The organism is Microbulbifer maximicatervae (SeqCode), from assembly GCF_056231245.1.
The window spans coordinates 1,558,346-1,580,542 of sequence record NZ_CP174334.1; the positions used below are offsets into that span (position 1 = coordinate 1,558,346).

The window sequence follows — 22,197 nt, forward strand, 5'->3', positions numbered from 1 at the left end:
TGTAATTAAAGTTCGCCCACCGTGGAGTGTCTGGTGTAAATGCCCGATTTATCTCCAAACATCTGTATTAGAAAGTGGCGGCCGTTAAGTGATAATGAAGTCGGAATTTGTTGAGCAAAAATCCTGCAGGTCTGTGATTATTGGATTTTTATTGGTCTGTGCGGTGGTCCTGCTAACTGCACCGCAGGCATTTGCTCAATCCAACTGTCCTTCTATTACCGATGATCCTGCAGGGTTTAATATTCTCAGTCACCGCTCTGGCCAAAGTTGGTGCGTTTTATGTGGTGATGGTCAGGTAACCATCGAAGTTGATGTACCCAGTATTTTCAGTGGCCTATCGGGTACCCAGTCTATTCAGGATATCGTTATTAGGGAGAACCTCGGGTCCTCCGGTCTTGAGTATGTGACTGGCTCTACTTCAGTGAGTTCCGGGGTTGTTCTGGGTGAGCCCACTATCAGTGGTACCACAATTACCTGGGATCAAAATGACCTGTCAGCACTCGCAGAGCGCGACGAAAATACGACCCTGACTATCACCTTCAACGTGCGCAGTCAGGATGAAGAAGAGGAAGAGCTGGTTGTTAATAATCGCACCCTAAATGCTACCGCAACTTTTGACTACTGCAGTTACCCCACCACTACAGATACTCACAGCATGGAGTTGGCGATCCGCGAGCCGGAACCCTCCATGGACAAGCGCGGCCGTAATATTGATGCGGCGCAAACAAACTACACCAATAATGTCTATGGCAATATTGAAGATGATGTGATCTGGCGTATTCGTATCTCCAATGATGGTGACGCAGATATGCAGGATGCGCGTTTTGATGATTTGATGTCCAACCCCAATATGGATATCAACTACGCCTGTCCGAGTGAAAGTGCCGCTGAAGCTGTTGCCAATAATAATGGTGTTGCGCCTGGTGGCAGTAGCTGTGTTTCCGCAAGTAATTCTATTAATAACTTTGAGCTGGATGGTAACTTTTCCAGTGGCTCAGGGCGCACTGACGTTCCGTCTGGTGGCAACCTGGATATTTATTTAGTAGGTAAAGTAAATACCTCCTGCACTAATGGCACCAATACAGTGTCAGGTTTACAGTGGGGTTGTGAAATTGATGGTGATACGGGTGTGGGCGGTATTTCAAGCCCTGCGGAAGCCTCGGCTCCGGGCTCTGATACTTCGGAAATGCGTGTTGAAGTTTCAACTGATCTCACTATTACCCAGGAGATTACCGGTACCAACTTGAATCAACCGCTCGGTGCTTCCGGTTACGTCACTATAACCGTAAATAACCGGACGGGTGGCTCGGTAAGAGATATCCAGTTTGTCAGCGATCTGCCCGATGAGTATGTGGTTGATACCACCTTTACACCGGAAATTACCCGAGAGCGTCGCGGTATTGATAACCATGGCGCTAACTACAGCTCAGACTATGACGGCAAAGCCGATACGCTGGAATGGCGTGTGGGTTCTACTTGGAATCAATGGGATACAGATCCACTTAATAATAACCAACCGGAATTCCGTTTGCTGAGTAGTACAGTTCACTCGGTATACTCAGACCAAGAGCACATGATGCGACATGGAGATGAAATTCAAATTCGTTTCCGCATCGTTACGATTGAGCCAGATTTCTATGACTTGGATGCTGACCTGGATGTAGAGGAGGAGTCTTCTACTACCGGTACCGATCCAAATAGCAATATCGCCCTTGCAAACAATGTCCTCACTATTGATTACGAGGATTTCTGTTCTTCAACCAGCCCTGCTACTCAGGTAGATACGGAATCGGTTACGCCCGACCCTGAAGATCTGGATGTTAGTACTGTTCATCCACTTTATATTGTTCGCGATAGTGGCACTTCAGAATTGACGGTGGATATCACCAATAACGGTGGCCACGATGCGGATGATTATTCCGTTTATGTCACCTTCGGTGAGGCGATGAGGGTATTGTCTAACGACCGCAGCTGTACGGCGTTGGGCAATCCGAATGTAGGCACTGTACCTCAGCACCCTGTATGGAACCAGCCGGATTACTTGCCAGATTCCTCAACAGTGTATCGCTGTGACAGTGGTGATCTTGGTGGTGAAATTGGACCCGGTGATACAGAACGGGTGATTTTTGTGGTTGAAAAGAATCACTCGGCCACCGATGACGACCTGACTTTTCGCGCAGATGTGATCGGTGAGATCACTCTGAATGATGGTACACCTCTGTACTTTCCGAGCCCTGCCGTAATTACCGAAACAACACCAAGTCAACAGCTGGCCAACAACTATACCCTTGATGGTATGCGCGCGCGGGTAATGGGTTTTAACCTGGTCAAGGACCGTTCCGATGAATGTACCGAGCTGACCAGTGAAACTGCTTTCCCAAATAGCAGTGTATTGATTGGTGAAGAGTGTAGTTTTGAAATTCAAGCCGGTGGTTGGTTTGGATTCGATACACCGGGATTTACTTTGATAGAAGTGAAGGACATTGATGTTATCGATGATCTTCCCGACGGCCAGGGTTATATTGCGGATTCACCGCTAAATTGTTCAGACGTGAGCCTTCCTGATCCCACCTCTCAGGCAAATTGTGTGGTTATTTCGAGCAGTGATATTGTCGAGGGCGGTGGTCTGAATAACTCTCTGAGTGAGACAGATTTACAGTGGGATATTACTACCAATATTACAGCGAAAGATCGCTGGTTCCTTGCGGATATGACAACCCGCTTGTTGAATGACCCAGTGGATACAGAAAACACTGATCCGAATCAACACGCAAATGACAGTATCGATTACGCTCGCGCCCAGTTTACTGCGGTTTTTGATACTGAAACGATTATCGTAGATAACTACAATACCAGTGGAACCCTGACCAATATTGATGGTGTTCCAACCACGGTCCCTGGTTTTCCGGATATCACCGAGTGGTCGGAATCTGTCACCGTTACTGAACCCTCGATAGAAGTCGACAAAAAAGTCTGTAATGAAAATCTCTACGGCACAGGAACAAGCTGTAGCAAATTCGTTGATTTTACTAATGAAGGGCACCGGGACCAGACTTATATCTTCCGTCTCACGGTGACCAACCGGGCTGCGGATAGCGGTGTTGATCGCGCTCCTGCATACGATGTTGTAGTAACTGATACCCTGGATTCTTCCGGCCAGATGTGTGTGCAGGCAATGGATTCCGATAGCCTGGATAATGATGCTGATGGCAGTTCGGAAACTGTCAGTGGTGATGATGGCTTGGTGGGAATTACCTCCGGTGCAAATAACTATTCAGAAGCTACCCACTGTAGTGATGGTGGTACTCCGGCTATTATTACTTTTTCCTATGAGCATTCCACTGCCCTTGAGCGAATTAACCCGGGTGACTCCGTAACCCTGTATTACCGTGTGAAACCACACCAGTCAGTGGCACCACTACAGCTATTTACCAATACTTTCTTTGCTCGCTATGACAGCTTGGAAGGCGATTTTGGTAATCAGACTTCCCCGCAAATTGATAGTGACACGGACAATGATGGTGTCGGTGATGGCACTCCTGCAGCCGGTCGGGCACGCCACTACCAGTCCGATGATGCCGAAGCGCAGATGAGGATTATTGAAGTACAGGCAGAGCCGAAAGAAGCCCTTGAGTTCTCCAACGGCACGGCCAGTGGAACCAGCAGTGACACAGCGGTTGTCGGTGAAGAGGTACGTTACGAACTGACAGCACAGATTCCGGCAGCGAAACTGCGAGATTTTGTGATTCGTGATGAATTGCCGGCAGGTATGCGCTGTATCGAAGGGGAGACCATCGATTTAAGTGCCTCCCCTTACGATGCCGCTGGCTTTGTACCGGGAGGTACTTTTAATGCTACCTGTACCAGCACAGGTACTGCAGATTACGTTGAGTGGGATTTTGGTGATCAGGAACTCACCACCGTATCCGGTAGCCTGTTTGATTTTCCGGTAGAGTTTATTGCCCGTATTGAAAACAGCAGTAACACCAATGACGGCGATGTTTTGGGTAATGGCGGCAGCTATACCACTGCGCAAGTTACCTATGTGGATGAGTCCGGTGCTGCGGTGGCGGTGCCATTTGATGCCCATGAAATAACAGTACTCGAGCCACAAATACAGCTGACCAAATCCTTTGCTGTTACCAATAGTGATGCTGACGATATTTTGACAGTCACGGTTACAGCAGAAAATATTGGCAGTGCCGATGCCTACAACTTGCAGGTGCTCGACGATCTCACCGGCAGTAATCTTATTTACCTGGGAAATGTGGGCGGTAACGATCCACCCAATAATGTCGATGTCACTACGGTGGGCACCAATGCTCCCATCTTTAGCTGGAATCGCAGTAATAGCGATTACACTATTGCGGTTGGCAATACAAAAACATTCACTTTTGAAGTCCAGGTAGAGCAGGGCGTTGAGCCCCATGAAATTCTGGACAACACCGTTGAAGCCCGCTGGCAGTCCCTGCCGGGCTCGGATGTTGCACTTAACAGTGGCAATTCTATTGGCATTGATGGTACCGCTGACGGCATGCGTATTGGTGTTTTGCCCAATGTCGGCGATCCTATCAATGATTATGAAATCACTGCCAATGCCCAGACTGAAGTACCTTCATTAGCGTTGACTAAAACGGATTTGGGCACCTCGGTAGTTCCCACCATTGGTGCCCATAAACAATTCCAACTGGAAATCAGTTTGCCGGAAGGTATCAGTGAAAATGTAGTTATCACTGATCAGCTGGGTAGCCCTGAGGGTTATGTGCTCTCTCACAATACTGACTACGATATCACTTACGATTTTGTCGGTATTGAAACTATTAATGGCAGCGCGCCATTTGAATCGGCCTTTAACAGTTTTCCGGGGGATAATACTTCCGGAAATGCTACCTGGGATATCGGCACCGTCGATACCAGCAGTGAAAATGACACGGCCGGAAGCACAATTGCTCCGCTGATTCGAATTACCTATTTTGCCCGCATCGAAAATGATCTCGCCACTAATGATGGTGATAATCGCCAAAATAATGCCGCGCTTACTTACAGCAATGGGGAAAGTGGCAGCACAGAAAATATCAACGACAGCACAACCAGTGTAACGGTAGTAGAGCCGTTACTCGAGATTAGCAAGACAGTGAGTAATGCCACCAATCCCGGCAATCTGCCGGTGGGTGGTGATGTGCTGGAATATGTTATTACCGTGGAACATGATGCGGGCTCCAGTGCCGCAGCTTATGAGCTGAATTTAGTCGATACGCTGCCTTCAGAGTTGACTTTTGACAGCAGCTTTACACCCACCGCAGAAATAGGCGGTACCGCGGTATCCGGCTTTGTCGCCACACCAGCGGCAGCTCCAGCAGGTCCACTCGTATGGGGTCGTGACAACGGCGATAACAGTCTGGATTTAGCGCTGGGTCAAACTCTGGTGCTCACCTACCGAACCCAAGTTACAGGCGTTTTTGGTTCGCCTATCAGCAACAGTGTGATGCTGGACTGGACCTCCCTGGACGATGGCAGCATCAATGACCTGGCCTATGAGCGCGACGGTGCTGGATGCCCCAGTATTTCCGCACCTGATGATTACTGTGTTGGTCCTGCAGAAGCCAGTATTAATACGGTAGACAATACCAGCATTACAAAAGCAGTAATTGCCGACACAGATACCGCAACTGCTGTGGGCACTCTGCGTGTTGGCGATACTGTCACTTACCAGCTCACCTTGAATTTACAGGCGGGAACAACACCTGCAGTAACTATTGATGATACGCTGCCCAGTGGCTTGGAGTTTGACACTGTTCTCAGCGTAAATGGGGATACCACTGCTCCCTACGACGATAGCCTGAATGACTTTACCTATTCAGCGATTTCGGTTCCCACTGCCGGTGATACTGGCACGGTGACCTGGGATCTGGGGGATATCACCAGTAATTTCGGTAATACCAATAACTTTGTTATTGAGTACACCGCTAAAGTAGTGGCGGGTTCGGGAATCACCGCGCCTACCGCAACCCTGACCAATACGGCCCAGCTAAATTACACCGGTGCCGCCAGTACCTTGCAGGACATCGCCGATATTACTGTACTGCAACCGGTGATCGACAATCTCACCAAGACCGATGCTACCTGGCCCAGCTCCCATATGAATGTGGACCCGGCCAACGATATTATGCAGTTTACCCTGCAGGCCTGTAACTCGGGTCTTGCCCCCGCCTACAACCTATCGCTAACTGACGATTTAGCGACGCAAATGGACGAGAGTTCCATTGCCAATCTCCAGGTGAGCCTCGACGGTGCTGTACTGACACAGGGAGCAGATTACACCTATAGCGCGCCGGCAACGCGCGGTGCTGATATGGGCTTCGATTTCCTGGTGCCGGTTGAAGCGGGCACCTGTTTGGAAATCAGTTACCAGATCGGTTTCTATACAGATATTAGTGGCGGTGAAAGCTGGGTTAACACTTTTGCCGTCGATGAATTCTGGTCGCTGGAAGCTAGTAATGGCGAACAGTACTCTGCAGTTACCTTGGGCACTCCCTATCCGATGGGCACTGTTGCGACCAGTGTGACTGCTCCACAAAAAACACTGCAAACAGCGACTACTGCCGCTGTCGGTGACGAGGTTGTATACCAGATACAGGTCCCCGGTAGCGGCACCACCTCGGCCATTTACGATATTGCAATTGCCGATGTATTGGACACTAGCCTGGAGTTGGTGCAACTGCAGGAGATTAATGGGCTTACCTACACCGATAATACCACTGGCAATAATATCGATATGGCAATCGATATTATCCCAGCCGGTACCGTGGCAATTTTTGAAGTTCGCGCCCGGGTTGCCAACAATGCCACAGCCCAGGCTGGCCACAGCTTTGAAAATGAGGTGACTTATTCTTATGCCGCGACTGATGGCGGCACTTCTCAGTCCGGAGGCACTGGTACTGCGGCGACACTTACCATCGTCGAGCCAGAAATAAGTGCAATTGCCTCTGTCGCAAATCAAACCAACCCCGGTAACGATCCGGATGCGGGCGATGTACTGCGTTTTACCCTGGATCTCAGTGCTGCGGGTAATGCGGAAAATTCTGCAGCTTACGATCTTTCGGTTAATGAGTTGTTATCCCTGGGGCTTGAGTTTGTACCGGGCACCGTGACTTTTGCCGGAGCCTCCCAGGCAGATCCCACCGTGAATGGTGACGGAGTTACTAGTGCACAAAACCTGGTTTGGGATAGGGCCAATAGTGATCTGGATATCACCGCAGGTGATAACAGTGAACTGGTGTTCGATGTAGTTGTACTCGACAGCGTACAGCCAGCAGCTGCGCTGTCCGCAACTGCCAGTGTGGAATGGACCAGTCTCGATGAAGATAACAGCAGTATTTATGAACGTAACGGTGCTGATGGCAGCGGCGGCCTGAATGATTACTTGCTGGAAAATATTGCTGCTCAGCTAGATGCTGCCAATGACAGTACAATTAGCAAAATCCGTTCAGATGACAGCTATGGTAGCGCTGACGAGCAATTGCGAGTGGGCGACTTGGTTGAATACCAGATTACCCTCTCCCTACCAGAGGGCACGGCCTCCAATGGGCTTATTGTCGATACTTTGCCCCAGGGAATGGTGTTTGTAAGCACACTTTCAATTAATGGCCAGACTTCTGCACCATTTACGGCTGCGGCGCCCTTTACCCACACCGATATTGCAGAGCCAGTGCAGTCTGGTGATCCTTCTACTGGTGCCACTACGGTTACCTGGAGTATTCCCGACCTGGTCAACACGGGTGATAACGATACCAGCAACGATGAATTTGTTGTGCGTTACCTTGTGCGGGTTCTCAATGAGGATTCCCACCCCTGGCCAGCAACGAACACCGCGCTGACCAATACTGCAGAGTTTGATTTTGATGCTGCCACAGGAGCTGAAACCCGTAGTGATAGCGAAACACTGGACCTGTTACAGCCGGATCTCGCCGTAGCTATTAGCTCAACTCCCGCAGATGGCAGCACGCTTTCCGCCGGCGATACCATTGAATATACCGTTACGATTACCAACAACGGTTCTTCACCAGCCTATGATCCGGTATTCCGCGATGTGATTCCTTTAGGTCTGCGCCAAGGGGGAGTCAGTGTCCAGTCCCTCACGGTAAATGGTGCCGCAGCAACAGTGGTTGCGCCTACTTTCGATAGTAGTAATGGCGAAGCCGTTTGGGATTTTGCCGCAGGTACGGGTTACGGAATCAACGCTGGTGAGTCCATGGAAATGGTATATCGCGTTGAAGCGGATTCTAATTTAGGTGCTGGACTTAGCCTGCAAAATGCGGCCTATGTTGAAGTTTATTATTCGCTTGATGATAACGATTTGCCGTCTCTGAATTCCGTGGCGGTCACTGACGATTTACGTGAGGATTATGGCCCGACTTCTCCGGTGAGTGTCCAATTTAATACTCCCAATGCCGCGCCACTGTTGATTGAAGTTACCCAATTAACAGCTTCCATTGGCGAGCCGTTTAACTATCGCATTACCATCCCGGAAACGGTGCAGACCACGGCGCTTCACGATGTCACTGTGCTGATGGATCTGACTACGTCTGCTGCGGATCTGGAATTTGTCAGTGCCAGTAAAGTATCTGGCAGTGCATCTTTCACTCCGGAAAATAACGGCAGCTCCACCAGTCTCAGTATTGCAGATAGCACTAACGGAATTGATGTGCCCGCCGGCGAGCAAGTCGTTATTGATGTAACACTGCGACTGCTGGATATGGACCCGCCGAATTTGGACGGTTTGAATTTTGCCGCCAGTGCCAGCTACAGCTACAACTACGATAATGATAATTCCTCTGCAGGGCAGGGTGCGGGTAGCGGCAATACTACGGCGGACATGACGGTAGTAGAGCCCACGGCTATTACCCTGACTAAAACTGGCCCCACCAGTGTCCAGTCCGGTGTAGGCGGTACCTTTACTTTAGATTTGCACAATACCGGTACGGGCCCGGCCTGGGATATTAGTGTTACCGATATTTTGCCGGATAATAACCCCGGTGGAATGTGTGAAACGGCCCCGGCCAATTTCACCGCGCAAATTACTGACAGCGCCGGCACCACCACGGCCACCCTGACAGAAGGTTCCGACTTTAGCGCGGTATTCGATAACGATAGCTGCACCCTCACAATCACCTCCATTGGTTCAGTGGCAATGCTGGATGCGGATTACCATCTGCTGATTGGTTACGATGCCTATTTGGATGCCGACACCGTCGATGGGGATACGCTGACGAATATTGCTGGTGTTACTCAGTGGCACAGCTGGGATAGCAGCCTCACTGAAGTTCGCCAGTACACCCGTGCGGCGCCCACCGATGGTACTCCCGGTGTGCTGGATCATGAGGATGCTTATTCGGTTAGCGCCTCTGTGCCGACAGTGACTTTCTACAAAGCTGTGGAAAATATCAGCCGTGGAGAAAACCCGGCCACTGCCGCCAGCCCCACGGAAGTTTTACGTTACACATTGACTCTGACCAATACGAGTGGTGTTGATGTGAACGGAGCCGAGATTACCGATGACCTGGGTCGATTAAATAATTCGGCACTGTTTGAATCGGGCACTTTACAGTTGGTGAGTGCTCCGACTGGCAGTGACAGCAGTGCTATCGATGCTTCTGCCGGTACCTGGAATAGTGGCTATCTGGAAGTCAGTAATCTGGATCTTACGGCGAGCGGTACCGCGGGAGATTCTATCCAGATTGTTTATGAAGTTACCCTGGCAGCAGTTATTGATAGTGGGACCCAAGTCTTCAACCAGGCCCAGGTTCAGCTTCCCGGGCAATTACTGCAAGACAGTGATGATCCCAATATCAACGGCACTGATGATCCGGATACGGCAGGTGATGAAGATCCCACAGAAGTACTGATTGAGTCAGAGCCATTACTGGTGGTAGAAAAAACGTCGGCAGATATGACTGATGATGCAGATCTGCTGATGGTTGGGGATACCCTGCGATATACCATTACCGTGGAAAATGCCGGTAATGAGAATGCGATCAATGCCCTGATATTGGATCAGATCCCATCTAATACAACTTATGTCAGTGGCTCTACCACCCTGAATGGCTCCACATTGTCTGATGTCAGCGGCACCTCTCCTCTGGCTGCAGGTATGAGCATTAATACCGATGGTGAAGCCGATGGTTTTATCGGCGCAACGGCCAATGGCGCACCTGCAGCGGTCATCACCTTTGACGTCACCATTAATGACGTTAATGATGGCACCGTTATTTCAAACCAGGCATTTGTAAATGGTGAAGGTGCGGGTAGCGGTACTTTTGATGAAGTGCCCTCCGATGATCCGAATACCGATGCTCCCAATGATCCCACGATCGATATTGTTGGCGATGTACCCCTGTTAATTGCCCACAAGACTGTGGAGATTGCCGAAGACTATATTTCCGCAGGGATTGTCGATCCGGGTGATGTACTTCGCTATACCATCGCAATCACCAATATGGGTGGTGTAGATGCTCTCGAAGTAGCGCTTACCGACCAGGTACCAAATGACACTACTTATGTTGCTGGCACCACCACTTTAAATGGTGAAGTGGTAGCGGATAACGGTGGTGGTAATTCACAGTTGGATTCTGCCCTACCGGTTTCATCCGATGACCTGACACCGCCGCTACCAGGAGCCAATGAAGGCATTATTACCTCGGGTCAAACTGCCACAGTCACATTTGAGGTAATGGTGAATGCTGGCACCCCGACAGGCACGGTTATCAGTAACCAGGGTAGTGTTGAAGCAGATGAGTTGGCACTTACCCTGACCGACGCAGATGGCAACCCAGCCAATGGTGCACAGCCAACTGACGTTGTTGTGGGTGATGCCCAGTTGCTCTCCATTGTGAAAGAAGTTGCGGTTGTCGGTGGCGGTGCCGCAGAAGCGGGTGCGGTATTGGAATACCTGGTAACCGTCGAAAATATCAGCGGTGTCCCAGCAACTTATATTGAGATCACCGATGACCTGGCTATAGCTGGAGATGGAGTTCTTACTTATATCGCTGATTCGGCCATGCTCAACGGGCAGACTGACGGAATAACTGTTGTCGATACACTAATCACTGCAGACTACGCCACAACTTACGGTGATTTGGAACCGGGAGAGATGGTTACTCTGCGTTTCCAGGCGCAGATGTCAGAAAACCTGGATTATGGTTTTACTGTAGTAAATACCGCAGAAGTACAGTGGAATGATCCGGCTTCCAGCGCTCAGGCCAGTGTTGCCATTGACGTTGGCGGTACCCCGGGCATTGCCAACCTGGCTGGTTATCTGTGGCACGATGTGAATTTCAATGATGCCTTGGATACGGATGAGAGCCTGCTGCTTAATTGGGCGGTAGACCTGTATTTCAATGACGAATTGATGGAAACAGTTCAGTCTGATGAAAATGGTTACTTCCAGTTCCAGGGGCTTGTACCGAACAGCTATGGTGGCCTTAGCTATGAAATGCGTTACACCGCACCAGATGCTACTGAAAGTACAGCTTCATTGGGTAACTCTGTTTCTGATTTCACCAACGGCCCGCAGTCCATTATTGAAATTTATGTAGATTCGGGAGCGAACCCGCAGGACTTGAATTTGCCTCTAACACCCAATGGCGTGGTTTACGATTCAGTAACCCGCTCCGCCATTGAGGGTGCCACCCTCACTATGTTGAGGGTGAGTTCCGGTCAGGAATTGCCTGCGCGTTGTTTTGATGATGAGAAACAACAAGGGCAGGTAACCCAGTCTGGGGGTTACTACAAGTTTGATATCAACTTCAGCGATGCAGCCTGTCCATCCAACGCGGACTACCTGATTCAGGTGGATATCGCGGATGAGGATTATGTGGGTGGTGAATCACTGGTAATTCCTTCTCAGACCAACAGCGAAACTGCCGGTTTTGATGTGGCCGGTTGCCTGGGCAGCAACGCCGATATGGTTCCTGCGACCGCAAATCATTGTGAGGTTCAGGAATCGTTCTCTCACCCCTCTCTTGATGTCGAGGCGCGGGATGCGGCAACGGACTACTACCTGCGAATGACTTTGGATGATGGTCAGATTCCAGGGGAAAGCCAGCTGTTCAACAACCATGTCGCCATGGACCCGGAGTTGGAAGGGGCGCTATCCATCACCAAAACCGCGGCCATGCTCAATGTAACCCGCAGTCAGTTGGTTCCTTACACCATTACTTTTGGCAATACGCTGCCAATTCCACTGACAGATCTACAGCTAGTAGATTACTTCCCGGCAGGCTTCAAATATGTCGCGGGCTCGGCGCGCCTTGATGGAGAAGCGGTTGAGCCTGAAAGCGAAGGCCTGCAATTGAGGTGGTCGGATCTGCGCGTGGAGGCGGAAGAAACCCGCGTATTAAAACTGTTGCTGGTCGTGGGTTCCGGTGTGGGCGAGGGCAAATATGTTAACCGCGCCCGTATGTTCAACCAACTCTCAGGTCAGGCCGCGTCAGGTGAGGCCTCTGCCACTGTGCGCGTGGTGCCCGATCCCACCTTCGACTGCACCGATGTTATCGGCAAAGTGTTTGACGATAAAAATATGAATGGCTACCAGGATGAAGGAGAGGGTGGTTTACCGGGTGCTCGAGTGGTGACGGCTACCGGCCTGAATGCTACTGCGGACTCCCACGGTCGATTCCATATTACCTGCGCAGTGGTGCCGAATGGGGATCGAGGTTCCAATTTTGTGCTCAAGCTCGACGATCGCAGCTTGCCAAGCGGGTATCGTCTCACCACTGAAAACCCGCGTGTGCTGCGAGCCACCCGAGGCAAGATGCTGAAGTTCAACTTTGGAGCCAGCTTGCACCGGGTAGTGCGCCTGGATATTGCCGAAGCGGTATTTGAACCGGGCACAACAGAGTTGCGCCCGCAATGGCATTCCCGAATGGATTTATTGTTGGAAAAACTCAGTGAAGCTCCCTCTGTTTTACGCCTTGCCTATCTTGGGGAGAATGAAGATCCGGATCTGGTGGACGAGCGTCTGCAGGCAATTAAAGATCAGGTCGCCCAGGACTGGGAGAGCCGTGAAGGTGACTACGATTTGACCATAGAAACTGAAGTTTTCTGGCGCCGTGGAGCGCCTCCTGGTAAAGGAGGTTTGGAGTGATGTCCTTTGCAAAACGGAATCGTGACCGGCGAGCTTGCTCGATAAATACTGCCGCGAAGACGACCCGCTTTTTCCCCCGGCGGGACTGCCGTCTCGCTACTGCGATCGCGTTGGCATTGACACTTCCGGCGCAGTCCCAGGAAGTGGGTGCGCAAGTAGATGAGCCTAGTTGGTGGCAGGTCTGGCAAAATATTCCAAGCCTGAGTTCTGAAGAAAGTGGAGCTCAATCCGAACTCGAAGAGCAGTCGATAGGCAGTAATACTGAAGGTATGCTGCTGCGCGCACCTACAAATCAATGGTTGCAGGATGCAACTCAATTTGTTGCGCCGCTGGACCCGATCGTGGTGGAAGATTTTATCGACCCAATCCTGTTCTATGGCGTAGAGGATGAAGTTCCTCTGGAGACCGTGGAGTTACTGCGCCAGAGCTTGAATGACTTGGGTGAGACGCCCAATTTTAAGTTGCACTTTGTTGGCCATACAGATTCCGATCCCCTTACCGGGGAGCAGGTAGCAGACTTTGCCAGCAAAGAAGAATTTACTTTGGCGCGGGCCCAGTTCGTGGCGGACTTCCTTCAAGAGGCCCTTGAACTGCCTGAGCAAATGATTGTTGTTGAAGGGCGTGGGGATATAGAACCCACAGCGGATAATATTACTACCGCAGGTCGTGAAGAGAACCGCCGAGTACAGGTAAAAGTAACCTACGACGCCCTGGATGAAAAAGCCATGGCGGACCGTGCCCGTGCGGAGGCATTATTGCTCAACCGGGTGAAAGTATGTCGCCAGGAAACGGTGTGTAGACTTACTTACGCTGCAGGCAGTGAACAGCGGGCACGCCTGAGAAACCTGGTGACGCCACTGAGGATGGAGCCCGGACAAACAGAATTGCCGGAAGCCTTTATCCGCCGTATCCGCGAGGTTCGATCTAACCTTGCGGATAAAAACAATCTGGTTATTCACTTTATTGGTCATACCGACGCCCGTCCCCTGGACGTGAGTGAAAATCCGGAAGCCCAACAGAGTGCTTATCAGGAGCAGTCCTATAGCGAAGCTCGCCGTGTCGCTCAGGCCCTGGGTACTGCATTGAATTTGCCTGCGGCCATGATCACCAGCAGTGGCAAAGGGGCGAGCCAGCCGCTAGCGGCCAACGATACGCCGAAAGGGCGAGCCCTCAACCGTCGGGTGGAAGTGGAATTTTGGTATGACGACCCACTGGAAGTCGCTACAGATTCTGTTCAGGCGTGTCCGGAAGCTGCCGCTGCGGAAACTCTCACTATTGCCTATGAATCTGCGGGTGGAAAACTGTCGCCGATTCGTTTTGATAATGGCGATCCGATTATCAGTCAGGCACAGCTGACACAAATACGTGCGGCCATGGCTGAAATTTCCAATAAAGCGAATGTTCGTCTGAGCTTTATTGGCTACAGCGATAACCAGCGTATGGATCGCCGCGAAGCGATGGTTTACGGCGATGACCAGGGACTGTCCGGTGCCCGCGCTCAGCGCGCTATGGCACAGGTACAGGAATTACTGAATCTCGAAGATACCCAGGTGGAGTTTGAGGGGCGCGGCTACGTCCAATCTGCCGATGTAGTGAGCAATGGCTTTGAGCAGCGGGATGGCGCCAGGGTTGAGGTCGAAATCCTGTACGATGAATTGGCAATTCTCACTGAAAGTGATCGCTTGGAAATCGAGCGCATTAATCGTGAAGCCATAGCCAATAATCCCTACGCACTTAACTTGATGCGTATTACCGTCGACGGCAGCCCGGAATACGACCCCTATAAAAACTCAGCGGACTTACAGCGCTGTACTGATGTGGCCTTGCAAGAAGCGAATATTCAATTTCGCTTCGACAATAAAAAAATGCAACCGCGCCTGAATGTGACAGCGTGGCCCAACACCATCCGTTACGCAGATAACCCGGATACCGATCTGGCAGAGAACCGGGTATTTTTCAGTAGCTATACCAACTATCCCTCTTTTATTAAAAGTACCGAAGTGCGATTGTTCGAAGAGGGACAGTCTCTGCGCGATACACCTCTGGCAATTGTACCGCTGGATCACTTTGGCAAAGGGGAATGGCATGCAGAATTTTCTGAATTCCAGGCGCCTCTAAAAAAATTACACTACGTACTGCGTGCCTATGACAACAAGGGCCGCTATGACGAGACTACGGAACAGACCCTGTGGTTGGTAGATCAAATTGAAGAGTCTGCAGAAAATGAAGATATCGGTAGGGAATTATTAGTAGGCTACGGCGAGAACCGCTTAGCACAGCGGAACATCCCTCTGGATGGTAACAGTGTATTGGTCAATGGCACTCAGGTGCCGTCCGGGCACACCGTATGGTTAGCGGGCAATCCAGTACCGGTCGATAGTCAAGGCCAGTTTATCGCCGAGCAAATTTTTGAGCCGGGCATGCATACGGTTGAAGTGGCGATACTCGATGATGAGGGTAATGGTGAACTTTTCCTGCGGGATTTGGATTTTGCCAAAAACGACTGGTTTGCTGTAGGTATTGCCGACCTTACTGTGGGTTACGATAAAACCAATGGTCCAGCGGCCCTGGTTACCGGTGATGAAACTCACTATGACAACTCAGTAAGCTACGATGGCCGTCTGGCGTTTTACACCAACGGCGGTTTCGGGGAAGGCTGGCGCCTGTCGGCCAGTGCCGATACCGAAGAGGGCCCGGTAGAGGATCTGTTTTCCAACTTTATGGAAAAGTCTCCCGATGCCTTGTTCCGCCGCCTGGATAGTGATTTGTATTACCCGACGTTTGGCGATGACTCCACCGTAGTTGAAGACGCCCCCACGTCAGGCAAGTTTTATGTGAAATTGTCCAAGTACGATGACTACGGTCTCTGGGGTAATTTCAAAGCCAACTACGCCGATAATGAGCTCGCTCAAATTGACCGAACGCTCTACGGCGGTAGCGGTCACTTTGAAACCGATGCGATGACTAGCTTTGGTGAGAAGCGCTTTCAAATAGATGCCTTTGGAGCAGAGCCGGGAACCATTGCCGGGCGCGATGAGTATCGTGGAACCGGCGGTTCCCTGTATTACCTCCGCCACCAGGACATTTCCAGCGGTTCGGAAAGTTTACGAGTAGAAGTTCGGGATAAAGATTCCGGGCTGGTGCTCGCAGTTAAGACTCTCACCGCAGTAGTTGATTACGACATCGACTATATCCAAGGGCGTATCCTGCTTAACAGCCCCTTATCTTCCCTGGCAAATGATGAACTGCTCATTGAAGATGGCGCTTACAACGGCAATCCCCAATACCTGGTAGCACGCTACGAATACACACCAGGTTTTGAAGAAATGGACACCCTGGCTGTTGGTGGGCGTGCCCACTACTGGTTGGGCGATCACGTCAAATTGGGCTTCAGCAGTATTCAGCAAGATGAAGATGAAAATGAAAGTTCCTTGCAGGGTATTGACCTGACTTTGCGTAAAAGCGCCAGTAGTTGGGTAAAAATTGAAGTGGCCGACAGCGAGGGCAGTAATCTCGATAGCGTCAGTTCACTCGATGGCGGCTATACCTTTGATGACGAAAGCCTGGATTCCACGGTTGCTGCCAGTGCAACTAAAGTGGAAGGCGTTTTACAGCTGGGAGAATTCTTCGAGAGTTTGCGTGGCTCTGGTAATTTCTACCATCAAGAGCGTGAAGCTGGTTTTTCCGGTCCAGGCCAATTTGTGGATGGCGATACCATCCAATATGGCGGTGGCGTTAACCTGCCGATCGGCGAAAGTTTTGATGTAAGAATCAAAGCCGATACCAAAGAGGAGGAGCAGGGGTTACAAACCAATGCCATGGACTTGATGCTCGGCTACCGCATTAATGATCACTGGCGACTCACCTCCGCAGTTCGCAATGATAGCCGTGAAGATGAATCCGAAGTTGTCGCCGCTACCCAGACAGAAGGGGATCGCACAGATGTTGCTGTCGAGGCGAGCTATGATTCCGGTGAGAGTTGGAGCGCCTTTGGTTTTGTTCAGAATACGATGGAAGTGACCGGTACCCGCGAAGAGAACAATCGCATCGGCCTCGGTGGCGCTTATCGGGTAAGTGACCGTTTGACAATGGACAGTGAAGTTTCCGGTGGTGATACTGGCACAGCTGCCCGACTCGGTACGGACTTTCTGGTGACTGACAGAACCAGCCTCTATATGAATTATGCGCTGGATAATGAGCGCAGCGATACCGGTGTGCGTGCACGCAAGGGCAATATGAGTACCGGCTTCCGCAGTCGCTATTCTGATACGCTAAATATTTACGGTGAGGAGCGCTATAGTCACGGTGATGTTTCCACTGGCCTGACCCACGCCCTGGGTATGGATCTGGCCCCCAATGACCGTTGGACCTATGGCACTACCCTGGAGGCGGGCACACTCGAAGACCCGGATACAGGAGCTAAGACTGAGCGCAATGCCATGGGCTTTAATGTGGGCTATGGCTTGGATGCTATACGTATCGCATCCGCGCTGGAATACCGTACGGATATATCGGAAACGGTATCGGGCGAAAATACTGTATCGGAAACTGAGCGCGATACCTGGCTATTAAAAAATACCTTCAACTACCAGTTCACTCCGGACTGGCGCTTGGTTGGCAAACTCAACTATTCAGACAGCAAAAGTTCGGAAGGTGAATTCTACGATGGTAAATTCACCGAAGCGGTAATGGGTTATGCCTACCGCCCGGTAAACAATGACCGCCTGAACACCCTGATGAAGTACACCTATTTCTATAATGTGCCGACTCAGGATCAGGTTACGGTTGAAAATACCTCCACTGAATTTATCCAGAAGAGTCATATCTTTTCGATAGATGCCAGTTACGATCTCAATCGACAGTGGACTTTGGGTGGCAAGTACGCCTATCGTCTGGGCCAGTTGAGCATGGATACGGAAGACCCGGAATTTTTCGATAGCCGTGCGAGCCTCTATGTACTGCGTGCCGATTGGCATTTTATCAAGCGCTGGGACCTCCTCTTGGAAGCGCGTCTGCTCGATTTACCCGATGCCCAGGATAGCAAGAGCGGCGCCTTAATCGGCTTGTATCGCCATGTTGGCGACCACCTTAAGTTGGGGGTGGGCTACAACTTTACCGACTTCTCTGATGACCTCACCCAGCTGGACTATGACAGTCATGGGGTGTTTATTAATATTATTGGTAAGCTGTGATTTTAGGGCCCGGTGCAAGCTGGGCCTTAATTCTTATCCCTTTCGTTTGAGCTTCAAACAATAATGTGAAGTTATTAAAACGGAAAAGAATCAGGTTGTTTAATCCCACTATTTAACTCCAATTTTTAAGTAAAGAGTAAATGGCGTTATTAGCCGTCACTAGACGGACTCAGTCAGTAAGCCTCCAAATCCACTTCAATCGTCGCCAGATGCAATATATGGAGCTATACAAGCTGTGAGACTCTTCCTCTGAGCCCATGGACTAGAGTGTCACTAAGTAGGACCTTAGAGAGCTGGCATCGTAAAAATGACAAAAGTGAAGGGGATCTCAGAGGGGCAAATCTGGGGACTGTTTGTTCTCTTTTTATCAGTATTTTTGATCGCCAGCGATTTTACCGCCTTTTCACCAGCTCTCCCCGCTATCGCCAAAGACTTTTCCGTCCGCATATCATTCGTTCACTGGGTAGTGAATGCCTATGCCCTGGCCTATGGAGTCATTATTGTGACCAGTGGACGTTTGGCGGATATCTATGGGCGTGAAACTGTTTTCTTAATTGGTGTTGGTATTTTTTCTTGCTCATCGCTATTGGGAGGGCTTGCGAGTGAGGTAGGGGTACTGTTAATCGCCAGGGTATTGATGGGGTTGGGAGGTGCATTAGCCTGGTCGGCAATGCTAGGGATGGCTTACACACTGTTGCCATCTGATCGCGCAGGATTTGTTGGGGGCTTTGTTTTGGCTGCATTAGGTGTGGCTACTGCTTGCGGGCCTGTTATTGGAGGAGTGTTGTCAGATTTTTTGAGCTGGCGCTGGATTTTATTTATAAATATCCCCATTGCTATCTTTGTGGTCGTTTTTTACGTATTGAAGTACCCGTCAGAGCAGTTTGAAAAAAAAGACGAACGAATTGATTACTTGGGCGTGTTAACTCTCTCCGTATCCCTTTTCCTGTTTTTGTTGGCTCTTGATTTAATAACTCAGACAGGTATTTCTCGACTCTTGGTTTTCTGTCTTCTGGCAATATCTTTATTGGCTGCGATAACTTTTGCTTTTGTTGAAGCTAGAATGGCAGATGATGCTCTTATTCCAGAGAGCTTGGTGAGAAATCGTGTGTTTATGACATCAGGAGTTAGTGTGTTTTTTGTCGCTATCGCCTTCTTTGCAACCCTTGTCTATATCCCTTTGCTTTTTATTAGCGTGCATCAGTATTCTGCATTTCAGGCCGGATTGGCTTTGTTGCCAGCTATGGTCTCTTCTGGCATTTTTGCATTTGTTTCTGGAGTAATTCATGAGCGGTTTGGCCCCAAATTACTGCTCTGTTCAGGCGCCCTGGCGATGAGTCTGGGGCTTTTCATGCTTTCGGTTCACGGTAATCATATTGTCTACCCAGTCTTTATACCGGGTATGTTATTGATTGGTAGTGGCTTGGGTATATTTAGCCCTGCCGCTGTGACCGCTGCAATTACCTCTGTGGAGGCCTGTAAATCCAGTTTATCTGGTGCTGTTGTCTATATGTTCCGTTTTTTAGGTGGTGCTGTGGGTTTGGGGATCAATTCAGCCATATTGGCGTCAGCGCCGGATATTGCCACCGGTGTGAACCGGGCACTACTGGTAGATGGATTTATTGTCCTTATAGGGTTCTTGATTGCAATTTTCTTCTTTCAGGAGCCCCAGAGAAGGTAATTGACGCGCTGCTTAGATTCCTCTTAGGCAATACGGTTTCTTATCGGTATTTAGGAGCGTGTTTCCTATTTTCATTCTCTCTAAATGTTGACTGCAAGGGATAAGGCGAGTGGTCGGGGCTATCCTTCAACAAGTATTAGCGATGTTAACTCGTATGGGTTGTTAGCCGTTTAATATTGGCGGCTCAGGAAGGGCTGAGTTCTTAGAGATTGCTAATAGTAAATTTATACGAAATGGATCTCGGATATGAAATTGTCTTGGTTGCGGTTCTTGGCTGATAATTCTCTTGTTGTATCTCTTGCTGTAATCTTGATGGTGTCAGGCCCCATTGCTCTGGCAGAGAATTTACGGGGAAGTACCACGGGGCCAACTTCTGCACCAGGATACAGCCATCCGGATCAATTTCTGCATTTAAAGCCTGTAAAGCTGGCTGACAATATGTATCCCGTAATCCAGCATCCGCAAGAGGAAAAGCAAGCTAGACAGAAGCTGGCTCTTCTGGAGGAGAAGTTTGGCAAAAAGCCTAACATATTGATTTTCTTACTTGATGATGTGGGCTGGATGGATGTTGGCTTTAATGGTGGAGGTATTGCTGTCGGCAATGCCACACCCACTATGGATAAATTGGCGAATGAGGGGCTTATTCTAACCTCTGCCTATTCAACACCTTCATGCTCGCCAACACGGGCTACGATTCATGCCGGCCAAAATCCGCTACACCATGGAATCCTACGCCCCCCAATGTATGGTGAGGCTGGCGGCTTGGACGGAGCAGTAACCATGCCGGCGGTACTCAAAAAGTTAGGCTACGTGACCCAGGGGGTCGGTAAATGGCATATGGGAGAGAATAAGGGCTCACTACCGCAGAATGTTGGTTATGACGATTACCGAGGGTTTCTCGGTGTATCAGATATGTATACGGAATGGCGGGACGTTTATTTCAATCCAGAAGTGGCGCTGTCTCCAGAGCGCTTTGCCATGATGCAGAAGGAGCCATTTAGTCATAGTGAGGTTCATTGCACGCCGCAGGACACGGAGCGGTGTGAAGATCTCCATCTGATTGACCTGGACTCTATCAAGGTGCTCGATGACCAGTGGATGGATTACAGTGTAAATTTCATTAGGCAAATGAAAAGCTCTGAAAAGCCATTCTTTTTGTATCACGCCCCCCGAGGTTGCCACTTTGATAATTATCCATCTTATAAGTGGGCAGGGAAATCGCGAGCTCGTACAGTATATAGCGACTGTATGGTGCATATGGATTATGTACTTGCGCAGATATTTAGTGCTTTGCAGGAGACAAACCAGCTGGATAACACCCTGATTTTCTTCACCTCGGATAATGGTCCCGAGTGTGAGGTTCCCCCCTATGGCCGAACACCTTTTCGGGGTTGCAAGGGTACTAGCTGGGAAGGTGGTGTGAGGGTACCGACATTTGCCTATTGGAAGGGGATGATAAAGCCTCGCCGGACTGAAGGGTTGTTTGATCTAGCTGATCTCTTTAACACAGCCATTTCAATAGCGGGCAAGCCCGGTAGGGAGGTGGCAAGTTTTGTTAGTGAAGATCGATATATCGATGGTATCGATCAAACGGGAATGCTGTTGGCGGATAATGGCCAGTCTGCACGCCGTAGTCGGCCCTATACGATGAATCAGTATTTTTTCGGCCATGCGTATTGATGAATTCAAATATGTATGGACGGCAGAAATCGAGAATGGTGTTGTACAGAGAGGTAACTGGGGCGGGTTTAGTGGCCCTATCTTTGTCGAGAGTGGTGGGGCAATATTATTTAACCTTTATTCCAATCCTAAGGAAGATGTCAGTATCGGTGTGCGTCATTTGCCAATGCTTGTGCCGGTGATGACAACAGCAGGGGACTACATGAAAGAACTCATTAAGTATCCCCCACAATTCAAGATCGGTTTTATATCCAACAACCCTCCAATCTATGATCTTTTGCCTCAAGCGAAAGAAAAGTTAGAGCAGTTTGAGAAGGAGGGTACTGGTAAGTATCCATGGCCCTAGAGTTGAATCCGGAAATGTAGCTTTAAGGAGCCTCTGAATAATTCCGTAATATCTCTGCGGGCCTTGAGGGCTGCAGATGTTAGGCGCAGCTCGCCGAGAATGGCTGTAGCCTTCAGGACCTGCCCTACGGGGCTTGCAGAGCGATTCACACTCC

At 49.9% G+C, this 22,197-nt stretch carries 5 protein-coding genes; all 5 read left to right on the top strand.

Translation table 11 applies throughout. The features are described 5' to 3' along the window. The first annotated feature begins 94 nt into the window (after positions 1-94). Entirely contained in the window at positions 95-13,144 is a 13,050-nt protein-coding gene (locus tag ACJJIS_RS06785; RefSeq protein ID WP_475709787.1) for an isopeptide-forming domain-containing fimbrial protein, read from the top strand. After that, on the top strand, positions 13,144-18,336 hold the full coding sequence (locus tag ACJJIS_RS06790; protein WP_475709788.1) for an OmpA family protein: 5,193 nt from the start codon (positions 13,144-13,146) through the stop codon (positions 18,334-18,336). Before ACJJIS_RS06785 ends, ACJJIS_RS06790 begins: the two co-directional genes overlap by 1 nt. A gap of 307 nt (positions 18,337-18,643) precedes the next feature. Beyond that, positions 18,644-20,017, top strand: a complete 1,374-nt coding sequence (locus tag ACJJIS_RS06795) for an MFS transporter (RefSeq protein WP_475709789.1) — start codon at positions 18,644-18,646, stop codon at positions 20,015-20,017. Positions 20,018-20,263: 246 nt separating this feature from the next. Continuing rightward, a complete protein-coding gene (locus tag ACJJIS_RS06800) occupies positions 20,264-21,697 on the top strand; it encodes a sulfatase-like hydrolase/transferase (protein ID WP_475709790.1) in 1,434 nt (477 codons plus the stop codon). Then, complete coding sequence (locus ACJJIS_RS06805) at positions 21,687-22,043, top strand: hypothetical protein (RefSeq protein ID WP_475709791.1); 357 nt, start codon at positions 21,687-21,689, stop codon at positions 22,041-22,043. Before ACJJIS_RS06800 ends, ACJJIS_RS06805 begins: the two co-directional genes overlap by 11 nt. The last annotated feature ends 154 nt before the right edge of the window (positions 22,044-22,197 follow it).